This window comes from Clostridium zeae, assembly GCF_017312485.1.
GTDB lineage: Bacteria > Bacillota > Clostridia > Clostridiales > Clostridiaceae > Clostridium_AR > Clostridium_AR zeae.
Genome location: NZ_BMBA01000002.1, coordinates 975,349 through 998,405, shown reverse-complemented (window position 1 = coordinate 998,405; position 23,057 = coordinate 975,349). Strand labels below are relative to the sequence as shown.

Here is a 23,057-nt window from a genome sequence, read left to right as displayed (position 1 = left end):
ATTAGTCCTCCATAGGATTAATAAATTTTGATAGAGGTTGCTTGATCATTAACTGCAGAACCTACGTAAGAGCTATTTGATGTAAAGGTCCATTTTGTACCTGTAAAATTATCATTCTGATAAAGCTCAACAGTCCAGCCAGAAGGTACCTTTAGAGAAGAAACCCAATCATTTGGGATTCCAGCAGCATTAAGTTGAGCCATAGTGTAGTTTCCTTTTGGAAGAGCTACTGAAGTTCCTCCATAATTAGCATCTTGATAGAAAATAGCATTGTTAACAGTTACTGTTTGATAGATTTTACCCATGCTTGTAAGATTATCACTACTATCATATAAAGATGAATATTTTGTTACTGGATCAGTAGGACATTTATCCATGAACCAAGCGTATCTTTCAACGAAAGGAAGACTCTCAAGCATTGCTACGACGCTCTGCATATAGGAATCAGCAGCTTGTTGAGAAACTGGAGCACTAGTTTTTATACCCCATGCATTTATATCCACTGTACCTAGTTCTGTGATCCAAATTGGCTTTTTATATTTGTTATATACGTTAGTTATCTTAGTCTTTATGTCATTTATTGAATTAGGGTTTGTGAAGTCAGGATAGAAGTGAAGGGCAATAAAGTCGACTCTGTAACCCTTGTTGTTAGCTTGATTCATAAAGTTATCAAGCCAGCCATTATCAGGAGTAGTTGGAGCAGGGCTTCCAACACGTAAGCCAGTATTCATAAGTTGAGGCCAGTAACCTATTGCCTCATCAACAGACATAGCTGCTTGACCAGCTAAATCAGGTTCATTGAAGGCTAAAAGATTTTTAAACTTTCCTGAAGCTTTACCTTGAGTTAGAGCAGTAATATTCGAGGAAGTTACATAATCTCTTCCCCAAACCATAGGTACATACTCCATGTTTGTGGAAGTTGTAGAGCTGTAATTAGTTGACCAGTTGTAGAACCAACCTACATTAAGGTTACTAAGTTTAGTAAGATCGTTATTGCAGTAGTAGTTAGAAGCAACTCCTTTTTTGGATACACTTCCAACCGCCAATGCCTTTTCAGGCTTAAAAACACCGAAAAGACCTACTTGTCCTATGACAACTAAGGATGCAAGTGAAAGAAGCAATGATTTCTTTTTAAATACTTTAGTGATCATTTTTATAATCCTCCTATTATATATTTTTCAAATCTATTTAAAGTTTTAATAGATTACAGCTGTGAAAATAAAAAGAGCCATTTAAAGAAAATTAATAGAGATTTAAGATATTTTAAAAAATATATGATCTAATGAAAAGAGATTCTACTGATGTATTTAGAAATGTAATCACTTAATCTGTAATCACATAAAGAAACTAGCATAATTTTGACTTGAGGATAATCATTTGAGTTGTTTGTATAGATTTAAATATAAGAGATCTTACAGTTAATAAAATTGTTTTATTCTTATATTAGTATTTGTAAACTATATTTTCGTATTGGAACAATTTAACGATAAACAAGAATAAATCATAAATTGAAATATTTAAGAAACGAGTGAAAGGTGTAATTAGTTATTTTTTATGTTAATAAAAGTTTAAAATGTATCATTTTATAGAAAATATTATAACATAAAAAATAGAAAATTCCATAGAAATTGGTTAAAATTTATAAAAATATGAGTAATAACATAAGTGTATTTATTAAAAAAAAAGAGCAATATAAGTATTGTGAATATTATTTAAGGGAGTTGAACAAAATGAGCAAAGTTCTATATATAAAAGCAAATTGCAAATCAAATGAGGCATCAAGAACTTTTAAGATATCTGATAGTTTTATTGAAAAGTATAAAGAACTAAATCCAAAGGATGAGATAATAACTTTAGATCTCTACAAAGAGGATATTAATTTTTTGTCAGATGAAGATCTTGGCTCTGTCTTTGGTCCGAAGAATGAGGAAAGCAAGAAACATCCAGTGTTGAAATATGCATATCAATTTGCAGAAGCTGATAAATATGTTATTGCTGAACCGCTTTGGAATCTAAGTATTCCTGCAATATTAAAGGCATATATAGATTATGTAAGTGTTACAGGTATAACCTTTAGATATACAGAGCAAGGTCCAGTTGGAATGCTTCAAGGAAAGAAGGCAATCAATATAGTATCAAGAGGTGGTGGTTACTCAGAAGGTCCAGCTGCAGACTTTGAAATGGGTGATAGATACATAAGAACAATTTTTGGCTTCTTTGGAGTAACAGATTTTATCACAGTTGCAGCAGAGATGTTGGATGTTATGGGTCAAGATGTAGATGCAATAGTAAATGGTACAATAAATAAGGCTAAAGATTTGGCAAAAGATTTTTAGTGAAAGTTGAGTTACTTTAAACTTAAATAGAAGTAAGGATCTTGAGAAAACTATTATATTAATATAAGAAGAAGCTGTATGACTAAATAATTAGTTCACAGCTTCTTTTAGTTAAATTTCAATTTTTTATATCACCCTTATTAAAGCTTATAATAGTTGCTCCCATATCATCCGGAGTATCCTTATTTTCTAGAATGGAATATCTAATTGCATCACCATAGGATGTCTTTGCTATTTTAGGAAAATATATAGGGGTCGCTTGCACAAAGTTATTTTTATTAGCGTATGTGTCATAAATTATACTCTTGATGAGTTTACCATCAGTTTCATACTCTGCAAGCTTATTTACCGAAAGTTTATCGTTCCTACCTAGTGTTCCTTTTATTATACATACATAGTCTTTTTTACCATGGTTAAACGAATCGACAAATTTGTCCAACATCGATATATTGTATACTTCAAGTTTATCATTATTATATTTTGAAATCATTATTACACTACCATTTTTAAGAGATTGCTTAAAATTTCTAGCATCTTCAATATTAGGTTTCTTTAAATCAGTTGGTTCTTTAAATGATTTTTCTAAACCTTTTATATTATCATCAGTAGATTTATCTGCAATGTTATTTTCTTGATTCGATGGAGTTTTAGTTGAAATTACTGAATTATCACCTATATTTTTATTGTTTTTTGTTGTGTTAGAGCACCCGCTAATAGATATTATTAACACAGCAATTATAATTAATGTTATATTCTTTCTCATAATCTTACATCCTTAAATTTGTAGAATTTATGCATTAAATTAAAGCATAAAAACCTAATTATAAAACTTATTTTTCATAAGTATATCTGAATTATACCACATTTTCAACTATATTACTGTTGGATATTATATTTTATAATAAAAATACAAGTTTAAGTAACAAAAAATATATGTTAGTTTAATAAATTAACTATTATTACCATTAATTACAAAGAGTATTGATTATGTAACTAAAGAATAACTTAATATGTATAAAATTATTAAAAATATAACTGGTATTCATAATAATATATGAATAAATGCTCTTATGTAGTTTCTTTTTTACAAAAATATGAAAGAACACTTTACTTGTATATTTTATAATATATAATGTAATCAATGCATGTATTGGAAAAAATAGTTAGGATGTGTTTTTATGAGAAATAAGTTTATAACAAAAGTTTCACTAGTCTTGTCTTTTGTAACCATTATTGGTTTTGGACAAGTAACGCAAGCAGCACAAGCAGCAACTATAAAGTACAATAGATACTATCCCATCTAAAGCAGAACCAGGTACAAATATCAAATATGATACTAATAATAAATTGGTTATATTAAAAGGACACATAATTGATAAGTGTACAACTATAAATAATTCTCTACCTAAACCGCAACCAGGGATGACAGTATCTTATGACGGTCTTGGCAATCCTACATTTATTAAAATAAATGGACAACCATATAGTGATAATAATACTAAAACTAAAATTGCAGATAGCATGATTTCAGCTTCTAGCAGTGGTTATTATTCTAATTACGGAGCGATATCATGGTATGAAGATGTACACGGCCAATCCAATCATGTATTAAGTGATTATGACTGTGCTACAGATCAAATGTTTGATAACTGTCCTTTAGGAACATATATAAAGGTACAGGATCGTGATAGCGGAATATGGGGAGGATTCCATAAATGGGATATTGGAGCTTTACAAGCACAACCTGAAAAAAGAATAGTTGATATTTGGAATAGATATATATTTACGGACGTGTTTGGTATTGATGATCCAGTTGACACTGGGCTCCTTCATAATGGGTACTATTATCATTACTAAAAATTAAGATAGTAAAAAAAATTTATTTGCTTAAGGAAATTTACTAATCTGTTTGCAAGTTTAAAACTGTATTATTCTTATTAACCTATTGTTAAGATAAGATAATACAGTTTTTCTTTGAACTGAATTATAAATTTAGTAGATATTAAATTATATCAACCTCAATAGGGTTTTAACTGTAAAAAATTAAAATTATGTAATTAAACTATATTAGAAGATAAAGATAAGCTATATCTATTTGAACATGAGGTATATAAAATATGAGAAATAGAAAAATATTATTTGGTATTATTATAAGTATAATTTTAATATTGTTGATCTTTAATGTATTTAAAGTAAAATCCAATAAAAATCTACTCATAATTTCTACTCCTAATAATGACAATAAGATTATTAATTATTATACATATGATATTATAAGTAAAAATATAAAAAAAATTTATAGTACAAATAAAACATGTTATCCAACTGCAGTTTTATCTGATGATGGTAAAGTATTATATTTTACAAAAAATGATGTAAATCAATATGCGCAATTATTTCAAAGAAACTTGATTACAAATGAGGAAAAACAACTTACTACTGAAAAAGACAACAAAATTATTAATGTTGATTTCATGAAAATTAATTACAAAAATCAATTGATTTATTTAAGAACTGTGCAAAAAGACCATAGAAATTTTAGTTTATCAATATATAATATAAAGACTAACGAGTTAAGAATATTAGATAAGAGTGAGCAAGATTTATCAAATCAGTTTTTTGATTTTGCTAATTCTTCTGACTCAATGTTAGTGCTACAAAATTCTGAAGAAGAGAAATTTAAAGCTTTAGATGAAGCTAATAAAACTCACAATTTAAATCTTTATTTCAGTAATAAAATTATATTAAAGGATGCAGAAGGTTATAATAAGAAAAACTATGGGATAATAAAAAATGAGATTGTAGATGTATCTATGTCTCCCAACAGTCAAGCAGCAATAATATTAACTGGGGAAGTAGTTAACCTTGATGAGCACAAATTTAAGAAGCAGGTTTTATTAATAAATTTGAATAATGATAGTAAAGTAGAATCTATTTTAAGTACTGGAGAATGTTATAAAGATATAATGAAGATATGTTTTGCTACAGATGGAAAAGGTTTTTATTTTGTTGCTAGTGATACCAATATACCCTGTGGAGTTTATTACTATAATTTAAAGAGTAAAGCTACTTCACTCGTATTAAAAATTGATAATGAAAAAATTATTGATTGTATAGAAACGCATAAATAAAAGTTAGAAAGTTTATATAAGCGTTTTTTATTACTAGAGCGGTAGTCTACTTGATAATTTATATTAAAAGTAAATGTTAAAAAGCTAATAGTATTGTTGATTCAAGAATACTATTAGCAAAACTTAAATTAGATCAATTATATAAAATTTAAAATATAGGAATTTCTACCTCAGAAAAATTTTAAACATCATTTTTGTTAGCATAACAAGAATTCAGTGCAGTATTTTTTCATCTATAACAATCCTTGCCTTTGCAAGCAATTGGAAATTTAGAATTTGTGCTAAATTCATAAGAATAAAATGTTGACTTCTTTATTGTTCCATCTGGAATAGTAAAATTAGTAATCAATTTTACTCTTCTAAAATAAATTAATCAACTGATATTACTAAAAGGTTGAATATGTTATTTTAATCATGCACAAAATTATTGTATAAAGGTTTGATTTATAAATAATAAAAACATTCTAATAACTGTGCTGATACAGTTGTGCTTTTTTGTATTTGAACCTTATATTAGACTTTTTATATAATTATATTGAGAAATAATAAGTATGCCATTTTAAACATCTATATAAATTATGTTGTGTTTAAGCATTGTTAAGATTAGTTGCTTATACATTAGATGCTATAGGAGAAAGTTAGGGAAATTAAAGTATCGGAAGACTAATCACTTAGTTTCAGCACAATACTTTAACAGCAAAAAAATTAAAGAAGATATCGGGAGGATATACATATGAGCTTTCCTAAGAATTTTTTATGGGGTGGAGCTGTTGCTGCACATCAATTAGAAGGTGGATGGAATAAAGGTGGAAAAGGTCCAAGCGTTGCTGATGTTATGACAGCAGGTGCGCACGGAGTTCCAAGAGTTATTACTGATGGTGTTATTCCTGGAAATAACTATCCAAACCATGAAGCTATAGATTTTTATACTCATTACAAAGAAGATATTGCTTTGTTTGGAGAAATGGGCTTCAAATGTTTTAGGACATCAATTGCATGGTCAAGAATTTTTCCTAATGGAGATGAATTAGAACCAAACGAAGAGGGTTTAAAATTCTACGATGACATGTTTGATGAACTACTAAAAAATAATATTCAACCTGTAATTACATTATCTCATTTTGAAATGCCTTATGGCTTAGCAAAAAAATATGGTGGATGGAGAGGCAGAGAAGTAATAGATTGCTTTGTAAGATATGCAAAAACAGTGTTTGAAAGATATCAGCATAAAGTAAAGTATTGGATGACTTTTAATGAAATTAATAATCAAAAAAATGTTGATGTTGATATATTTGCTTGGACTTGTTCAGGGGTTAGATTCCATGAGGGTGAAAACAGGGAAGAAGTGATGTATCAAGCAGTTCATCACGAATTAGTTGCAAGTGCTTTAGCTATAAAAGCAGGACATGAAATAAATCCGGAATTAAAGATAGGCTGTATGATTGCTTTTGTTCCAATTTATCCATATTCATGTCATCCTGATGATATGATGCTTTCTGTAGAAGCAATGCATGATCGTTACCTTTTTGCTGATGTTCATTGTAGAGGACACTATCCAATATATGCACTGAAAGAATGGGAGAGAAAAGGCTACAATATAAAGATGGAGCCAGAAGATGCTAAGATACTAAAAGAAGGAACAGCAGATTACATTGGATTCAGCTATTATATGTCTAATGCTGTTAAAACTGGAGCTAACGAAGCAGCAGATGGATTATCAGGTGGTCAAAAGTCAACTGTTAAAAATCCATATGTGAAAGCATCAGATTGGGGCTGGCAGATTGATCCAGTGGGTTTAAGATATTCATTAAATATGCTTTATGAAAGATATGAATTACCATTATTCATAGTTGAAAACGGCTTTGGTGCCATCGATGTAAAAGAAGAAGATGGTACAGTAAATGATGACTACAGAATAGCATATTTAAGAGCACATATAGAAGAAATGGAAAAGGCTATAAATATAGATGGTGTAGATTTAATGGGATATACTCCATGGGGCTGCATAGACCTAGTTTCCTTTACAACTGGAGAAATGAAGAAAAGATACGGATTTATCTATGTTGATAAGGATAATGAAGGAAATGGAACTCTTGAAAGATCAAAGAAAAGATCCTTTGGTTGGTATAAGAAGGTTATTGCAACTAACGGTGAAGATTTAAGCGATAACTAATATAGAGAAGCATGGCGGTGATATAAAATAACTGTCATGCTTTTTTCAATATATGCCTTTGGTAAATATTAAAGATACTGCATGAAGATTATAATACGAAGAACAGTTTTTTATGTAAGTAAGCAAAAAAATATTTATTAATCAATTGACATAAAAATACTTCTGCAGTAGAATTAAAATATACTTCGGGTGAAGAATTAATTTTAGGAGATTTTAAATGAGTAATCAGTTATTTAATTTTGAAGAAATGATATTTTATTATATTGATGAATTAAAGTTTTTACTTTTTCCTGATAAATGGGGAGAAGGATTTTTAGATTACTCTAAGAATGAAGTATTGGCTCTTCTATTTTTATATAAAGGCAAGGCTGGAAACATGACTGAGATTTCTGAGTATATTAATGCACCATTAAATACAACTACTGGGGTAATTAATAGACTTGAAAAAAAAGAAATGGTAGAGAGAAGAAGAGATGAGAAAGACAGAAGGATCGTCAATATAATATTAACGGATAAAGCACAAAAATTTATCGAAGAGCAAAAGAAGGTTATAGAATATTACTTTGAAAAGATATATACTACATTAAGCGTTGAAGAAAAAAAGGCTGCATTAGGTATATTCAACAAGGTTATAGCTGTTATGAAGCAAGAGAAGTATTCCCAAAGTGATAAAGAGAAGCAGAATAAAAAGGTTAAAAGAATAATTATAGAATAGCTTAGGAAACTAAGTTATTTTTTAAAATAAATACTTCGTTTGAAGAACTATTCTTAAAAAGAACTATAGGAGGTTTTGTTATGGGAAGGATAATAATTTTTACAGGAAAAGGTGGTGTTGGTAAAACAACTACTGCTGCAGCGCACGGAGTTAAAGCTGCTAGGCAAGGGATGAAGACTCTTGTAGTAAGTACAGATATGGCTCACAACTTGAGTGATTTATTCATGAAGGAAATAAAAGAAGAACCAGTAGAAGTTGATAAAAATTTATATGCACTGGAGATAGACCCGAACTATGAGATGAGTAAATACTACGGGAGTATTTCAGAAGCTTTTAAGAATATGATTTCCTTTAAGAATGAGGAAAATGAAGAAGCTATGGAGGACATAGTAGTATTCCCTGGTATTGAAGAACTATTTTCACTATTAAAGATTAAAGAACTGTATGAGGAAAATATATATGATTTAATCATAGTGGATTGTGCTCCTACTGGAGAAACTCTTTCTTTGTTGAAGTTTCCTGAACTTTTTTCCTGGTATATGGAAAAGCTATTCCCTATTGGAAAAGTAGCTTTGAAGGTATTAAGACCAGTATCAAAACTTGCTTTCAAATTAGATATGCCTGATGAAGCAGCGATGAACGATATAGAAAAACTATATGTGAAGCTTGGAAAGTTACAGGAACTTTTGAAAGATAGAGAAGTTTGTAGTATTAGGTTAGTTACAATCCCAGAAAAGATGGTAGTAGAAGAAAGCAAGAGAAGTTATATGTACCTAAATCTATATAACTTCAATGTTGATGGAGTGTATATTAATAGACTTATACCAGCTGATATTGATAATAAGTTCTTCAGCCAATGGATAGAACTACAAAAAAATTACTTAGAGGAATTGCAGTCGGTTTTTATTAATATACCAATCTATAAGATAAAGTGGTACGAGACAGATGTGAATGGAATAGATGCACTTGATAGAATAGTAAAAGACTCTTTGGAGGATGATCAGATATTTGATGTTCTTAAGATAACAAATAACGAGATTTTTCAAATAACTGAAAAAGGATATAGACTTGATGTTTATTTACCTTTTAGCAATAAGGGAGATTTTGATCTTTTTGAGTCAGGTACAGATATAATTGTGAAGCTTGGAAACTTTAAAAGAAATATTCCGATTCCTAATGTTATAAGGAAACATTCAATAGCTTCTGCAAAACTAAATAATGAAGTGTTAAGTATTTACTTTGAATAAATGGAGGATAGTGTTATGAATAAGGAATTTATAAAAAAGATGGTTAAAGTCGAGAGATATAGATATGAGGCAATAAAAGAGATATTGCCAGAAACAATCAGAAAAAGGGTTGAACAGTTAGAGCAGGATGCAATAAGTGTGCTAAAAGATGTTGTGGTGGAAATTATGAAGGAAGATACTAATAAAGAAACAAAGAAGAGTTCAACAAAGAAAGTTGATATTGAATTTTCTTAAAAGGATTGGAGGAGTATTGAATATGAGAATAATATTGTATACCGGAAAAGGTGGAGTAGGAAAAACTAGTATTGCAGCAGCCACTGCTTGCAAGATAGCGAGTGAAGGAAAAAAGGTTTTAATAGTAAGCACAGACCAAGCTCATAGTCTTAGTGATTCTTTTAATATAAAACTATCTAACAATCCTTTAAAGATAAATGAAAACTTATATGCCCTTGAAATTGATTCTATTATAGAAAATGAAAATTCTTGGGCGAATATAAATAATTATATTCAGAAGCTTTTAATAGCAAAGTCAGAAAAAAGTATTGAGGCGGAGGAACTATTAGTCTTTCCAGGTTTCGAAGAGCTATTATCCTTGATAAAAATAAAGGATATATATGATGAAGGAAAATATGATGTTTTAATAGTTGATTGTGCACCTACAGGTGAAACTATGTCGCTATTGAAATTTCCAGACTTATTTAAATGGTGGATGGAAAAACTTTTCCCAATAAAAAGAAAGGGGGCAAAGTTTGCAAAGCCATTAGTTGAAGCTACGATGAAAATACCTATGCCTACAGATGATGTTTTTGATGAAATAGAAAAGTTATATTCTAAGGTTGATGAGCTTCATACTCTTATGCTAAACAAAGATATAGTTAGTATAAGAATAGTTACTACACCTGAAAAAATAGTAATTAAAGAGGCGAAGAGAAGTTTTTCATATCTTCATTTATTTGATTACAATGTGGATGGAGTCATTGTAAACAGAATATTTCCAGAGGCCTCGCTAAAAGGTTATTTCTCAAAGTGGGAGAGTATTCAAAAGGAAAGCCTAGAGGATATATATGAAAGTTTTAAGGACATTCCAATCTTTAAATTAGAACTAATGAGTTCTGAGCTAAGGAAATATGATGTTTTGAAAGAAGTCGGCAGCCAAATCTTTAGTGGAATGGATGCAGCTAAGATTCTCTTCAAGGATAAGATATTCGATATCGAGAAAGTAGACACGGGATATAGTTTTAATATAAATATGCCTTTTATAGATAAGAAAGATTTAAAGCTTTCTCAAAAGGGAGATGAGATAACAATAACCATAAAGAATGAAAGAAGAAGCTTTGTCTTACCAACAAAACTTCAAGCTAAAGAAATAGTTGGAGCAAAGTATAATGAAGGGAAGTTGCAGATATTATTTACCTAGGTGGATTAAAATTTGGCATAAAAACACTTTTGTTAAATAATATAACTTCGTATACAGTTAAAAAGTAGGAGGTTACTGTTAACTTCCTACTTTTATTACATATAAAACGACTATGAAGTCAAAGTTTTTATAAAGTAATCAGCGCGCAAGACTGCTTCTAAAAAGGACCACATTAAGTAAAGGAATAAAGGGAATATTTTTTAGGAGATATCCCAACAGTTTTCGTAAATGATTTTAAGAAATTACTATAATCGTTAAATCCACATTTCTCGCATACATCATTTACATTACAACCGGATGCAAGCAAGGATTTAGCTATACTGATTCTTCTTGCAGTAATATACTTATTAATTGTAGTTCCAGTAGTAGATTTAAATATTCTACATAAATAAGAGTTGCTTATGTAGAAATGTTTTGATAAGCCTTCAATAGTAATTGGATTACAGATATTAAGATTTACGTAAGTAAGTATATCTTCAACCAATTCATTATACTTGTAAGAACCATCTTTTAAATCATCCATAGCGCTGGCTTGGTATAATGAATTAATCATTACTAACAATTCCATAAAGGAACTTTTTTCAATAATATCACTTCCATATGCTTCAACAGAATTAATCTTATTTATATAATACATAAATCTTTGTTGTTGATCTTTTGTAAGTGATAATTTGTGATTAAAGTGTTCTGGGCGAAAGGAAAAACAATAATCTAAATCAGTCATATTAGTTGAAAGATTTCGTACAAATTCAGGATGTACAGATATAACTATTCGTTCTAGCTTCATTTGGTCAGTTTGTGATAAATAATGGCTTTCGTATTGGTTAATTACAAATAAATCTCCTGGGTTTATGTCATAGAACTTATTGTTTATCAAAAACTGTTTACTTCCACATATAGAATAATATATTTCATAACAATCATGAACATGTATATCCATACTTTTCTCATCTTTATACAGATGAGCAATTGCAAAACTTTTGGTATTCATACATTGTAGCATTGACTCTTTACATGAATTCAGCTCTTTCAAGATACACTCACCTCTTTAGTAATATAGTATATATTAAAACTTATATTTCAAAATAGTCTAATTCAAAACGATTTAAGTTTCAAAATCGTATCATTTATATAAGTATAAAATTGTTGTTCAATAATTGCAATATTTAATGTAAAAAATAACAAGAAATTGAAAATATTAATTGCTATACTAAATTTATAAATGTAAAAAATAACATAAAATCTTATAGGATCAGAGAGGTTCTTGGTATCAAGTGTGCTGAGTTTTGTCAAAGGACCTATTCTTTATGTTGTCAGAGTTATCTTATAACATACAGAAAAACAGATTCAACAAGATATCAAAAATAAGATAATATATTAAAATGTGAATTGGAGGAATTTATAACATGAAGATAGCATTAATTAATGAAAACAGTCAGGCATCAAAAAATGAAATAGTATATACTGCTTTAAAGAAGGTTGTAGAACCTATGGGCCATCAAGTATTTAATTATGGTATGTATGGAGCAGAAGATAAGAATTCTCTTACTTATGTTCAAAATGGTATATTAGCAGCCATATTGCTTAATTCTGGTGCGGTAGATTATGTAATAACAGGTTGTGGTACCGGTGCAGGTGCTATGCTTGCATGTAATTCATTTCCAGGAGTTATATGTGGTTATGTAGTAGACCCTTCAGATGCATATATGTTTGCTCAAATAAATGACGGCAATGCAATTTCTATGCCTTTTGCAAAAGGCTTTGGATGGGGAGCAGAGTTGAACCTTCAATATGTTTTTGAAAGACTTTTCGAAGGTGAAAGCGGACAAGGATATCCAAGAGATCGTGTTATACCTGAACAAAGAAACAAGAAAATATTAGATGAAGTTAAGAAAGTTACTTATAAAGATATATTAACAATACTAAGAGAAATAGATCAAGATTTATTAAAGGGAGCAATAAGTGGAGAAAGATTCAAAGAGTACTTTTTTGAAAATTGCAAGAATGAAGAAATAGCTGCTTATATAAAAGAGATATTAGCTTAGTAGATATAAATATAACTTTAGGCAAGGAAATAGATATATTCAAATATGTAAAAGAAATCGCTAAGAGATCACTTAGCGATTTTTTTGCAGTTACTTTCATTTATAAAAAAAATAGTATAGAATAGTATGTGTAGCATTGTTCACGTGAACAATGGCGATTTCAGTCGGTTTTGAAACTTGAATATTCACTCATTAAAGCATCGGATGACTAACTACTTAATTTCAATACTCTACTTAAACAGAACCCAATTATAAAATGATCGGACGGTGACAAATATTGACTACAGATATGACAAAAGGTAATATATCTAAGCATTTAGTTAGCTTTGCAATACCATTGATTCTTGGAAATTTATTTCAACTTACTTACAATGCAGCAGATTCTATTTTTGTAGGTAAATTCGTAGGAACCAAAGCACTGGCTGCGGTGGGAACTGCAAATCCCATTATGAATATTGTAATGTTTTTAATAATTGGAATTTGCATGGGAGCATCTGTTTTAATGAGCGAATATTTTGGATCTGGAAACATTAAGAAGCTTAAGAGAGAAGTTTCAACTACAATGATTGCTGGGTTTATCTTTACTTCATGTATAATTATTTTATGTGTGGCATTTACTAAACCAATTTTACGATTAATAAGAACTCCAGAGGAACTTATTCCAGACGCTACGATTTATTTAAGAATAATATTCTTTGGGCTTATTTTTACCTTTTTATACAATGTTTTTGCAGCAACCTTAAGAAGTATTGGAGATTCAAAAACACCCCTTAAATTTCTAATGATTTCATCTATTTTAAATGTGGTAATGGATATAATATTTTTAAAATTCTTTCATATGGGGGTAGCTGGAGCAGCTATAGCTACAGTTACAGCTGAAATGTTTTCTAGTGTCTTTTGTATTGCGTATATATATTTAAAAGTTCCACTCTTACGTTTTTCTAGAGAAGAGATTATACTAGACAAAGCTTTACTTAGAAGTACTATAAATTATAGTTGGGTTACTGCAATGCAGCAAACTTGTTTATATGTAGGAAAAGTATTGGTTCAAGGTGCGGTAAACCCATTAGGTGTACAAGCTATTGCAGCCTTTAATGCAGTTAATAGAGTGGATGATTTTGCTTTTATGCCAGAACAAAGTATAGCTCAAGCAATGACTACCTTTTTAGCTCAGAATAGAGGTGCTAAGAAAAATGATCGTATTAAGCCAGGATTATGGGCAGGACTAAAGTTAGAAACTATTTACTGGTTCATAATATGTGGAATGATTTTTTTAGGTTCAAGAAGTATAATGAAGCTCTTTATTAATGGAAGTGATGAGACAGTTGTAAATATGGGAGTAATGTATCTTGAAATGATGGCATTTTTCTATTTACTACCTAGTTGGACAAATGGAATACAAGGGTATTTTAGAGGAATGGGTGATTTAAAGATAACATTAATGTCAACTTTTGTACAAATGATTGGGAGAGTGATTTTCTCTTACATATTTGCTCCGAGATTTGGAATTGCAGGTATAGCATTGAGTTGTGGTCTAGGTTGGATTGTAATGCTAAGTTATGAAGTACCATTCTTTATAAAGAACATAAAGAAAAGCTAATTTAAGCCGTCTACGCATACTTACCCACAACTTCATCTGAAATATAATTTCCTAAAGAATAAAAAAGTCTAAATTATATTGGTAAAATGAAAATCAATATAATTTAGACTTTTTTCAAGGTTGTACTGATTCACTATTTTTAAACAATCTTTACAACAGTACCTATGGGCACTAAATTTGATAACTCAAGTACATCTTTGTTATACATGCGAATACAACCATTTGATACATTTTTTCCTATGGAGGCAGGATTATTAGTTCCGTGAATGCCGTAATCACCATAAGGCGCATCAAGTCCTAGCCATCTTACACCAAATGGACCTCCTGGATTTGTAGCTTTATTTACTATCTTAAAGGTTCCTTTTGGAGTAGGGGTAGAAGGTTTTCCAACTGCAACTGTATAAGACTTAAAAAATTTATCGGCCTTAAATAAGGTTAGTGTATGGGCTTCTGTATTAATTGTGATACTATAAATTGCCCTGTAATACTCAAAATAGTCATCGGGAAATGGATAATCAAACATAAAACTCCTAAAAAATAATAATTGATATAGAATATATTATTATGATTAATAAAATTTAGTGAATATAACTTTACTTAACAATATAATAGAAATGCTCAATTGGAGTTGAATTGAATTTTTATCCATATAGTGGTGAAATGTGCACTAATGTGACAAAAAAACCTTTAAAAACCCAGCATATTTATGCTTGAATTTTATTGATTAATATTACAAAGCTTTATTGTTTAGGATATAATAAAAGCACCACAAGTGCTAAGTGAAGCAATAATATATAATGATAATCAAATTTTGGTGAATTAAATATGCTTATTATTTTGTATATTAATGCATGAAGCTAATACTTAATACCAAGATGATAATAATTGTTAGATGCTAAAGATTCACATAAGTACATAGTGGGAAAATACAAAGTATATTTGAAAAAGGCAAATTTGTCGAAAGGCAAAGACGCAAAGCTATGGGCCTAAACGGTTATATACCGCATGGTTGCCAGGTTGCCAGGAATCCTTTTGGGACCCTCCCGGCTTTTAATAGGAGGAGTTTATATGTCAAAATCAAAGTTTTTCTTAGCACTATTTGTGGCAGCAGCTTTAATTATCCCAACTCAAGCATTAGCGGTAAATAAAGTTAGTGTTAAGACCACTACAGTTACTCAAACTGTAAGTAAGCAAAATTCAACCTGGTTGTGGGATACACAGCAGATTGTAAAGAATTCAGATAGTATTCTTAATTTTGCGGTTACAAACAATGTAAAGAACATATACCTTCAGGTGAATTATAGCTTGAATCTTGATTATTATAAGAATTTTATAAAAAAAGCTTCTTCAAAAAGTATAAGTGTACAAGCATTGGATGGTGCTCCAGACTGGGTATCAGATAGCGGTGCATATAAACAACAGCAGTTTTTTGACTGGGTGACTAAGTACCAAAATTCTGCATTAGCTAATGAAAGATTCAATGGTGTTCACTTAGATGTTGAACCATATTTAAATTCACAATATAGTCAGAATATGAATGGTGTTTTAGCTAACTATCAAAGTTTCTTACTAAACGCAATCAGCAAGACTAATGCTTTAGGAATACAATTAGCTATAGATATTCCATTCTGGTTTGATGGTGTAACTTATAACACAAAGTATGGAACTGGTAGCATGGCTGAATGGATAATGAAAAATGTAAAGAATGTAGTTATAATGGCTTACAGAGATACTGCTGCTGGAACAAATGGGATAATTAGCGTAGTTTCTAAAGAACTAAGCTTAGCTAAGCAATATGGTACTACTGTTACAGTTGGAGTTGAAACTCAGAAATCAAGTGAAGGTGATAATATCAGTTTCTATGAAGAAGGACAAGCTTATATGAATCAAGAATTAAATAAAGTTTATACAAGCTATAGTGGAAACTTAAGCTTTGGTGGATTCGCTATTCATCATATAATGAGTTGGATGGTTTTAAGGAAATAAAGATATATTTTAGCAGGCATTCTCTAAAGAGGGTGTCTGTTTTCTTTTATTCCTCAGGAAATTTAATCTAGATATATCAGTATGATATAATTATATATGAAAACATACTTATAGATAAACTACTTCATATTGGAATTTATCAAAATAAAGATTCGTAGAACCATCAAAATTTTTATTTTGACTTTAAGGAACAAAGTAGTTTATCTGTTCAGTGGAAAAGATATCCCAGTTCTATTTAATGAAGTAAGTTTAATAGATATATTAACTATTAATGGTAACTTAACTGTCAATTTTGATTTTATTTGAACTGGTTTATCTATAAATTAGCATGACTAAGTTGTATGTGTAGGGTAATTAAAGATAAATAGAACGGATAAACTACTTCAGTCCATGAACTCAAAATATTAAGTAATTTATCTATAGTATAAATGAACATGGAGGATTTAAAATGAACAAAGCTTTTGTATAATCACAAGATTGTAAGTTTGAGCCAGCAGGAGAAGGCGTACAAAGAAAGATATTAGCATATGGAGACCAATTGATGGCAGTAGAAGTACACTTTGAAAAGGGGACAGTAGGAACCCTGCATAGTCATCCACATACTCAACTTTCATATGTATTAGAGGGTGAATTTGAGTTTGAAATTGGTGGGGTTAAAAATGTGGTTAAAAAAGGTGATACCTTATATAAACTTCCTAATGTAGTACATGGGTGTAGATGTATTAAAAAAGGAATATTATTAGATGTGTTTACTCCATATAGAGAAGATTTTATAGAAAAGTAATAAGAATATAATTGGAAATGACACTTTCCGATAAGTGGTAGCTTTAGGAGAGCATACATAGGTTTTGGAAGCAGAATCTGAGTATGCTCTCTTTTTAATTTTTTATTTGTATAGAAATATGGTTGCAATGGAAAAATTAGAGTTAGTAAGAATCCAAATAAGAATAACAGAAAAAACATGTAATGCTTAATAATAATAGCCTAAATAACAATAATCGACAAAACATACTAAAGTATGTTGAAAGTACGGTAAATAATATGTTAGAATTATATAGATAAAGTATTTTAAAAGCAAAAACTGAAAAATTTTACTTTTTAAGCAACAATTAATGACAAGCTGTGATATAATTTTTTGTCAAATAACAAAAGTAATTCTGATATTGCACGAAAAATTTAATAGTAGAAATACTATAAAAGCACCGCTAAAAAGTGATGCTTTTTATATATTGCTAAAATCTATTTAAGTAAGTGTAAATTAGTATATCTGCAAGTATATGGATTAAACGTTGTCTAATATATGGTAATCGATATAGTTAACTGGATGGTAATGAAACAAAATATTATTGTTGCTATATATTACATTAGTCCATTTATAGATAGGTAGTTCTAAATTAATATTTACTATGATATGATACATTTATGAAACTTGAGAAAAAAATAATAATATGTCGAATAGGTAATTTTACGAGGAGGACGAAATTTTGGATATTTTTCTAGTCATAGGAGTTATAACAGGTCTTCTTTCAGTTGTCGTAGGGATGATTGTTAAGGGGGCAAACGTAGCTGTATTATTAAATCCAGCAGCAGCAATAATTATTCTTGTAGGAACAACAGCAGCGGTAATGAATTCTTTTCCTAAAAAGGAATTTCTTAATATTCCTAGACTTTTTGGTGTACTTTTTAAAGGTGAAGGAAAAGAAGATCCTGCAGAAATCATAAAACAACTAGTAGAAATGGCTCAAACAACTCGTAAAAATGGGTTATTAGCACTTGAAAGTACTGTACAAGCTATGGAAAATAAGTTTATGAAAAAAGGCTTAGAAATGGTTGTTGATGGTGTAGAACCAGCAGATATTGTTGAAGCATTAGAAATTGAAATTGATGGAACAGAAGAAAGACATAGAGCAGGAGCTTCAGTATTTACTACAGCTGGTGGTTCAGCACCTACACTAGGAGTTTTAGGAGCGGTTGTTGGACTTATAGGAGCACTTGGTAACTTAAATGATACAGAAAAGCTAGGTCATATGATCGCAGGAGCCTTCGTTGCTACACTTTATGGTATTTTCTTTGGATATGTTGTTTGTCATCCATTTGCATCTAGACTTAAAAGAAAGTCGCATGAAGAAATAAGTACAATGAGAATTATACTTGAAGGTATACTAGCTATTCAGGCTGGAAAGAATCCTAAGAGTATAGAAGCTAGATTAATTGGTATGTTAGAGCCAAAGGAAAGAGAAAAAGTTATTAGTGCAAATGCTGAAAAGTAAAGGAGATAAGTGATGAAAAAGAAAAAAGAACATCATGAAGAGCATGTAGATGAAACTTGGCTTATACCTTATGCGGACATGCTTACGCTCCTATTAGCACTTTTTATAGTTATGTTTGCTATGAGTAAAGTAGATTCACAAAAGCTTCAAAGGCTTAGTGCAGAGTTTAACGTTATATTTTCAGGTGGATCCTCTGTAATGTCTGAAGGTGGAACTGATACCACTGCAGCTGTTCAATCGCAAGCGGCAAATTCAGGGACATCAACAGAAAAATCCAATACTCAAAAAGAAGAAGATACTATGAATGGACTTAAGCAAAGCTTAGAATCAGAAATTGAAAGTAAAGGATATGCTGATAAGGTTAAAGTTGAACTTAATAAAGAAGGTTTAGAGATATCTATACAGGATGCGGTACTATTTAATTCAGGTGACGCACAAGTATTACAAAATGTAAATCCGCTACTTCTTGAAATATCAAAAATGGTTCACGGACTAGATAATGAAATTAAAGTTGTAGGACATACAGATAATGTGCCGATAAGTACTAGTAAGTTTAGATCAAACTGGGACTTAAGCGCAATGCGTGCAATAAATGTTATGAATTTTATGGTTAGCTCAGGTGGAGTAGGTACTAACAAAATTTCTATACAAGCATATGGCGAGTACAGACCTAAATATAGCAATGATACAGCTGAAGGAAGAGCTAAGAACAGAAGAGTTGAGATTTTTATAATTCGTAAATATGCACAAACTGCAGAAACGAATGGTACAACAACAGAAAATAAATAAATAAAAAATCGCTGAAGTGACTTACTTCAGCGATTTTTTTGTGCATCTGCCTTTCTAAATGTATATGAGGAAAATTTGGAGTGCGAATAAGTTTTATTTTTTTAATCAAGTCTAATGAAAAAATTATATTAATAAGATTTATAGGCAATTAATTTATTGAGAGGCTCAGGTGTCAAAGAAAAGATGTCAAAGAGAATTAATAGAGTCTACATTGAAAAATATAGAAAAGAATCAAATTAAGAAAACTAATCTTATCTGGCTAGAAGCATGTGGTTGCTCAGGAAATATCATTTCTCTTTTAGATGCAAGAACACCAGACATTTATTATTTACTAACACAAATGATTAACATCACTTACAATAACAGTATTATGGGAGCAGAAGGTGAAAAAGCTTTTGAAAAATTTCTAGAAACTCTAGAAACAGATTTCATATTAGTAGTTGAGGGTGCAGTATCTACCAAAGATAACGGGAGCTATAATATTGTAGCTGAATATAATGGAAAGCTTGTATCAGGTTCAGAGGCAGTAATTCTTGCGGCTGGTAAGGCAAAATACATTTTAGCTGTTGGAACCTGCGCATCTTATGGAGGCATTTCAGCTGCAACTCCTAATCCTTCCTCAAGCGTAAGTTTACCTGAATTTTTAAATGAGCAATTATATAAGGTTATAAGAATTCCAGGATGCCCTGCAAATCCAAGATGGGTGACAAGTACTATTGCTCATCTAATTTCATATGGCATACCAGAACTAGACTCTGAAAATAGACCTTTATTTCTATATGAAGATACAATTCATACCCATTGTTCACGAAGATCATTTTTCGATAAAAAAATATTTGCCACTAAACTTGGGGATAAGGAGTGTATGTACCAATTAGGGTGTAGAGGGCCTATGACCAGAGCTGACTGTGCTTTAAGAAAATGGAATGATCGAATCAATTGGCCTGTGGAGGACAATACCCCTTGTATTGGATGTGTAAACAAAGGCTTTCCAGATAAGATGGAACCTTTTATCAGTTATCAAGAGGTGGTTAAGAAATGAGTGAGAAGATAATTATAAATCCTATTACTAGAATAAGTGGGTTCATGCAGGTTGAAGTTGTTATAGAGAAAAACATAATAATAGATGCCAAAACTAATGGTTTTTTATTTAGAGGATTTGAGGAAATGTTAAAAGGAAGATCGCCTTTTGATGCAATTTACTTTACTGAAAGGATATGTGGAATATGCTCAACAGCTCATGGATATGTATCTTCTGTAGCTCTGGAAAATGCATTAGGGGTTAAACCAGATGAAAATGGAAGTTTGCTTAGAGATGTAATGCATGGGTGTGAGTTTTTACAGAATCATATAAGACATTTTTATCAATTCACTATACCTGACTATGTAAGAGTAGACATTAATCCTGCTAATGAGAATTTGAAGCAGTATAAATTACCAAAAGACATAAACTCAAAATTAAACTCGCACTATATACAGGCTTTTAAATATAGTAGAGATGCTCATAAAATGTTAGCGCTTTTAGGAGGTAAAGCACCTCATACCCATGGGATTTTTGTTGGTGGGGTAACATCAAATATAGATGCAACAAAACTTATTGAACTTAAATCAATTTTATTTGGAATAAGGGAATTTATTAATGATTCAATGATGGGTGATATTGATACCATAGCTAAATACTACCCAGAAGATTTTAAGAATGGAAAAGGATATGGGAATTTTTTAAGCTATGGCGCTTTTGATAAAGATATTAACAGCTTAGATTCCTACGTGAAAAGTGGAGTGTATATAGATGATAAAAGGGATGAGTTTAACCCAGCCAATATAAGTGAAGATGTTGTAAATTCATATTATTCAGATGCCAGTGGTGTTATAAATGGAGATAAAGAGCTTCAAGCTGATGTTACTAAAAAGGAGGCTTACTCATGGATAAAAGCTGCTAGATACAATGGAGTTCCAATGGAGGTTGGCCCTTTAGCAAGGTTATGGATAAATGGTGAGTACTCAAGAGGTATTTCCACTTTGGATAGAATAACTGCTAGAGTTTTAGAAGCAAAACGAATTTGTGACATAATAGAAAGTCTTCTAGAGTTTTTAAAACCAGGAGTATCAACCCAGCAAAAATTAGATATTCCACAAATAGCTGATGGAGTTGGATTAAGAGATACAACAAGAGGTGCATTGGGACATTGGGTAGAGATAGAAAATCAAAAGATCAAAAAATACAATATAATAACACCTTCTGGATGGAATATATCTCCAAATGATTCGAAAGGAAATAAAGGAGTAATTGAAAAGGCTCTAATAGGAGCATATGTAGAAAATCCTAAAGCACCTTTAGAAATAGGAAGGATAGTTAGATCCTTTGATCCATGTGTTTCTTGCGCAACACATGTCATAAGTGACAGTTGTAGTGATTTTACTATGAGGTTAGTATGATCAAGATTATAGGTATAGGAAATATATTAATGAGTGATGATGGTATATCAATGAAGATAATTGACAGTATTGAAGATAAGTTAATGAAGCTAGGATTAGAATTAGAATGTGTAAAGGCAGAAACAGACTTAGACTATGCCCTGGATTGTATAGACAACGGAGATACTGTGGTAATAATTGATAGTACTAACTTTGGAATAGAGTGCGGAGAGCTTACAGTGGTGCCGTTAGATAAAGGAAGACTATACGAGAATAATCGATTTTTTATGCATAATATTAGCTTGATTTCATCGATTAATAAGGCGGAGCTATATATAGATGGACTCATTATTGGAATTGAAGTAGATAGGATCTGCTTTAACATGGAGCTATCGAAGAAACTTGAAAGTAGATTTGAAGACATAACTAAGGAAGTGTACGAGATTATCTATAGATGTATAGTTTCGTAACGCGATTTATATTTTCAAAGCCTCATCTCAGACCCAGAGGAGTTTTGAGAATGGTTTTCGGATTGAAGTGGCACATCTATTCAGCAGAATAGATATTAGCAAATTACAGCATTAATAATTATAAGACTTTTTAGTATGGGATTAAAATTGGTGAGATAAGTGCATGAGGCGTCCATTGCTTATGAGATATTTTTAATCATAGAGGAAAGTGTAAGAAATTATAATTTAAAGAAAGTGAATCGAATCTTTCTTAGTATTGGTGGATATAACGGTATATTTGAAGAGTCATTAAAATTTGCATTTACTGCTATTAGCAAAGATACAAAGTGTGAAGAGGCAAAGCTTATTATAACAAAAACGGAAGGCTTTGAGATGGTGGTAGAGAGGATAGAGGGCGAATAGAGGAACTTTGTGATTATATAATTGAAAAAGTTTAAAACAGAAGCTTATACTGAAAATA

The 23,057-nt window shown here is 30.5% G+C and carries 22 protein-coding genes, 2 pseudogenes and 1 riboswitch; of the genes and pseudogenes, 20 read left to right on the top strand and 4 right to left on the bottom strand.

What is annotated here, in order from left to right; all coding sequences use genetic code 11:
- Positions 1 to 17: 17 nt before the first annotated feature.
- Positions 18 to 1,151, bottom strand: coding sequence for a glycosyl hydrolase (locus J3477_RS26115; RefSeq protein WP_228731279.1), 1,134 nt, complete (start codon positions 1,149 to 1,151; stop codon positions 18 to 20).
- 579 nt (positions 1,152 to 1,730) lie between these two features.
- Here J3477_RS26115 and J3477_RS13885 point away from each other — a divergent pair.
- Positions 1,731 to 2,336, top strand: coding sequence for an FMN-dependent NADH-azoreductase (locus J3477_RS13885; RefSeq protein WP_206870539.1), 606 nt, complete (start codon positions 1,731 to 1,733; stop codon positions 2,334 to 2,336).
- Between the two features lie 118 nt (positions 2,337 to 2,454).
- On the opposite strand, the gene J3477_RS13880 is transcribed toward J3477_RS13885, so the two are convergent.
- The gene (locus J3477_RS13880; RefSeq protein WP_206870538.1) at positions 2,455 to 3,099 is read right to left on the bottom strand and encodes a hypothetical protein; all 645 of its coding nucleotides are present in this window, start codon (positions 3,097 to 3,099) and stop codon (positions 2,455 to 2,457) included.
- A gap of 415 nt (positions 3,100 to 3,514) precedes the next feature.
- On the opposite strand from J3477_RS13880, the gene J3477_RS26310 reads away from it, so the two are divergent.
- The 9 genes and pseudogenes from J3477_RS26310 to J3477_RS13840 all read left to right on the top strand — a co-directional run bounded on the left by J3477_RS26310 (position 3,515) and on the right by J3477_RS13840 (position 11,019).
- Positions 3,515 to 3,640, top strand: a complete 126-nt coding sequence (locus J3477_RS26310) for a hypothetical protein (RefSeq protein WP_284691997.1) — start codon at positions 3,515 to 3,517, stop codon at positions 3,638 to 3,640.
- 43 nt (positions 3,641 to 3,683) lie between these two features.
- On the top strand, positions 3,684 to 4,193 hold the full coding sequence (locus tag J3477_RS13875) for a hypothetical protein (RefSeq protein ID WP_206870537.1): 510 nt from the start codon (positions 3,684 to 3,686) through the stop codon (positions 4,191 to 4,193).
- Between the two features lie 260 nt (positions 4,194 to 4,453).
- The gene (locus J3477_RS13870; protein ID WP_206870536.1) at positions 4,454 to 5,467 is read left to right on the top strand and encodes a hypothetical protein; all 1,014 of its coding nucleotides are present in this window, start codon (positions 4,454 to 4,456) and stop codon (positions 5,465 to 5,467) included.
- A 684-nt stretch (positions 5,468 to 6,151) separates the two neighbouring features.
- Positions 6,152 to 6,214, top strand: a pseudogene (locus J3477_RS26415) (bacteriocin); the annotation flags it as partial.
- The gene (locus tag J3477_RS13860) at positions 6,201 to 7,640 is read left to right on the top strand and encodes a 6-phospho-beta-glucosidase (protein WP_206870535.1); all 1,440 of its coding nucleotides are present in this window, start codon (positions 6,201 to 6,203) and stop codon (positions 7,638 to 7,640) included. The pseudogene J3477_RS26415 and the gene J3477_RS13860, both read left to right, overlap by 14 nt.
- Before the next feature lie 217 nt (positions 7,641 to 7,857).
- Positions 7,858 to 8,355, top strand: a complete 498-nt coding sequence (locus J3477_RS13855) for a MarR family transcriptional regulator (RefSeq protein WP_206870534.1) — start codon at positions 7,858 to 7,860, stop codon at positions 8,353 to 8,355.
- Positions 8,356 to 8,435: 80 nt separating this feature from the next.
- On the top strand, positions 8,436 to 9,602 hold the full coding sequence (locus J3477_RS13850) for an ArsA family ATPase (protein WP_206870533.1): 1,167 nt from the start codon (positions 8,436 to 8,438) through the stop codon (positions 9,600 to 9,602).
- A 15-nt stretch (positions 9,603 to 9,617) separates the two neighbouring features.
- The gene (locus J3477_RS13845; RefSeq protein WP_206870532.1) at positions 9,618 to 9,836 is read left to right on the top strand and encodes a hypothetical protein; all 219 of its coding nucleotides are present in this window, start codon (positions 9,618 to 9,620) and stop codon (positions 9,834 to 9,836) included.
- Positions 9,837 to 9,858: 22 nt separating this feature from the next.
- Entirely contained in the window at positions 9,859 to 11,019 is a 1,161-nt protein-coding gene (locus J3477_RS13840; protein ID WP_206870531.1) for an ArsA family ATPase, read from the top strand.
- Between the two features lie 172 nt (positions 11,020 to 11,191).
- Here the strand turns inward: J3477_RS13840 and J3477_RS13835 are convergent, their stop codons facing one another.
- The gene (locus tag J3477_RS13835) at positions 11,192 to 12,052 is read right to left on the bottom strand and encodes an AraC family transcriptional regulator (protein WP_206870530.1); all 861 of its coding nucleotides are present in this window, start codon (positions 12,050 to 12,052) and stop codon (positions 11,192 to 11,194) included.
- 373 nt (positions 12,053 to 12,425) lie between these two features.
- Here J3477_RS13835 and J3477_RS13830 point away from each other — a divergent pair, with 373 nt between their 5' ends.
- Together J3477_RS13830 and J3477_RS13825 are read left to right on the top strand one after the other, a co-directional pair.
- Complete coding sequence (locus J3477_RS13830) at positions 12,426 to 13,064, top strand: RpiB/LacA/LacB family sugar-phosphate isomerase (RefSeq protein ID WP_206870529.1); 639 nt, start codon at positions 12,426 to 12,428, stop codon at positions 13,062 to 13,064.
- A 277-nt stretch (positions 13,065 to 13,341) separates the two neighbouring features.
- A complete protein-coding gene (locus J3477_RS13825; RefSeq protein ID WP_206870528.1) occupies positions 13,342 to 14,664 on the top strand; it encodes an MATE family efflux transporter in 1,323 nt (440 codons plus the stop codon).
- Positions 14,665 to 14,803: 139 nt separating this feature from the next.
- Here the strand turns inward: J3477_RS13825 and J3477_RS13820 are convergent, their stop codons facing one another.
- Complete coding sequence (locus tag J3477_RS13820; RefSeq protein ID WP_206870527.1) at positions 14,804 to 15,187, bottom strand: L,D-transpeptidase; 384 nt, start codon at positions 15,185 to 15,187, stop codon at positions 14,804 to 14,806.
- 414 nt (positions 15,188 to 15,601) lie between these two features.
- A riboswitch (cyclic di-GMP riboswitch) is annotated at positions 15,602 to 15,689 on the top strand.
- A 43-nt stretch (positions 15,690 to 15,732) separates the two neighbouring features.
- Between J3477_RS13820 and J3477_RS13815 the strand changes: the two genes are divergently transcribed.
- The 8 genes and pseudogenes from J3477_RS13815 to J3477_RS13780 all read left to right on the top strand — a co-directional run bounded on the left by J3477_RS13815 (position 15,733) and on the right by J3477_RS13780 (position 22,999).
- Complete coding sequence (locus J3477_RS13815; protein ID WP_206870526.1) at positions 15,733 to 16,650, top strand: hypothetical protein; 918 nt, start codon at positions 15,733 to 15,735, stop codon at positions 16,648 to 16,650.
- 484 nt (positions 16,651 to 17,134) lie between these two features.
- Positions 17,135 to 17,434 (top strand): annotated as a pseudogene (locus J3477_RS13810) (cupin domain-containing protein); the annotation flags it as partial.
- A gap of 700 nt (positions 17,435 to 18,134) precedes the next feature.
- The gene (gene motA, locus J3477_RS13805) at positions 18,135 to 18,920 is read left to right on the top strand and encodes a flagellar motor stator protein MotA (protein ID WP_206870525.1); all 786 of its coding nucleotides are present in this window, start codon (positions 18,135 to 18,137) and stop codon (positions 18,918 to 18,920) included.
- 12 nt (positions 18,921 to 18,932) lie between these two features.
- Positions 18,933 to 19,709: a flagellar motor protein MotB gene (locus tag J3477_RS13800; protein WP_206870524.1), complete on the top strand. Its 777-nt coding sequence runs from the start codon at positions 18,933 to 18,935 to the stop codon at positions 19,707 to 19,709.
- A gap of 169 nt (positions 19,710 to 19,878) precedes the next feature.
- Positions 19,879 to 20,751 carry a hydrogenase small subunit gene (locus J3477_RS13795; protein ID WP_206870523.1) on the top strand — a complete coding sequence of 291 codons (873 nt, stop codon included), beginning with the start codon at positions 19,879 to 19,881 and terminating at the stop codon, positions 20,749 to 20,751.
- On the top strand, positions 20,748 to 22,148 hold the full coding sequence (locus J3477_RS13790) for a nickel-dependent hydrogenase large subunit (RefSeq protein WP_206870522.1): 1,401 nt from the start codon (positions 20,748 to 20,750) through the stop codon (positions 22,146 to 22,148). Before J3477_RS13795 ends, J3477_RS13790 begins: the two co-directional genes overlap by 4 nt.
- Entirely contained in the window at positions 22,145 to 22,597 is a 453-nt protein-coding gene (locus J3477_RS13785) for a hydrogenase maturation protease (RefSeq protein WP_206870521.1), read from the top strand. The genes J3477_RS13790 and J3477_RS13785 overlap by 4 nt, the downstream gene beginning before the upstream one ends.
- A 159-nt stretch (positions 22,598 to 22,756) precedes the next feature.
- On the top strand, positions 22,757 to 22,999 hold the full coding sequence (locus tag J3477_RS13780) for a hydrogenase maturation nickel metallochaperone HypA/HybF (RefSeq protein WP_206870520.1): 243 nt from the start codon (positions 22,757 to 22,759) through the stop codon (positions 22,997 to 22,999).
- Positions 23,000 to 23,057 lie beyond the last annotated feature (58 nt).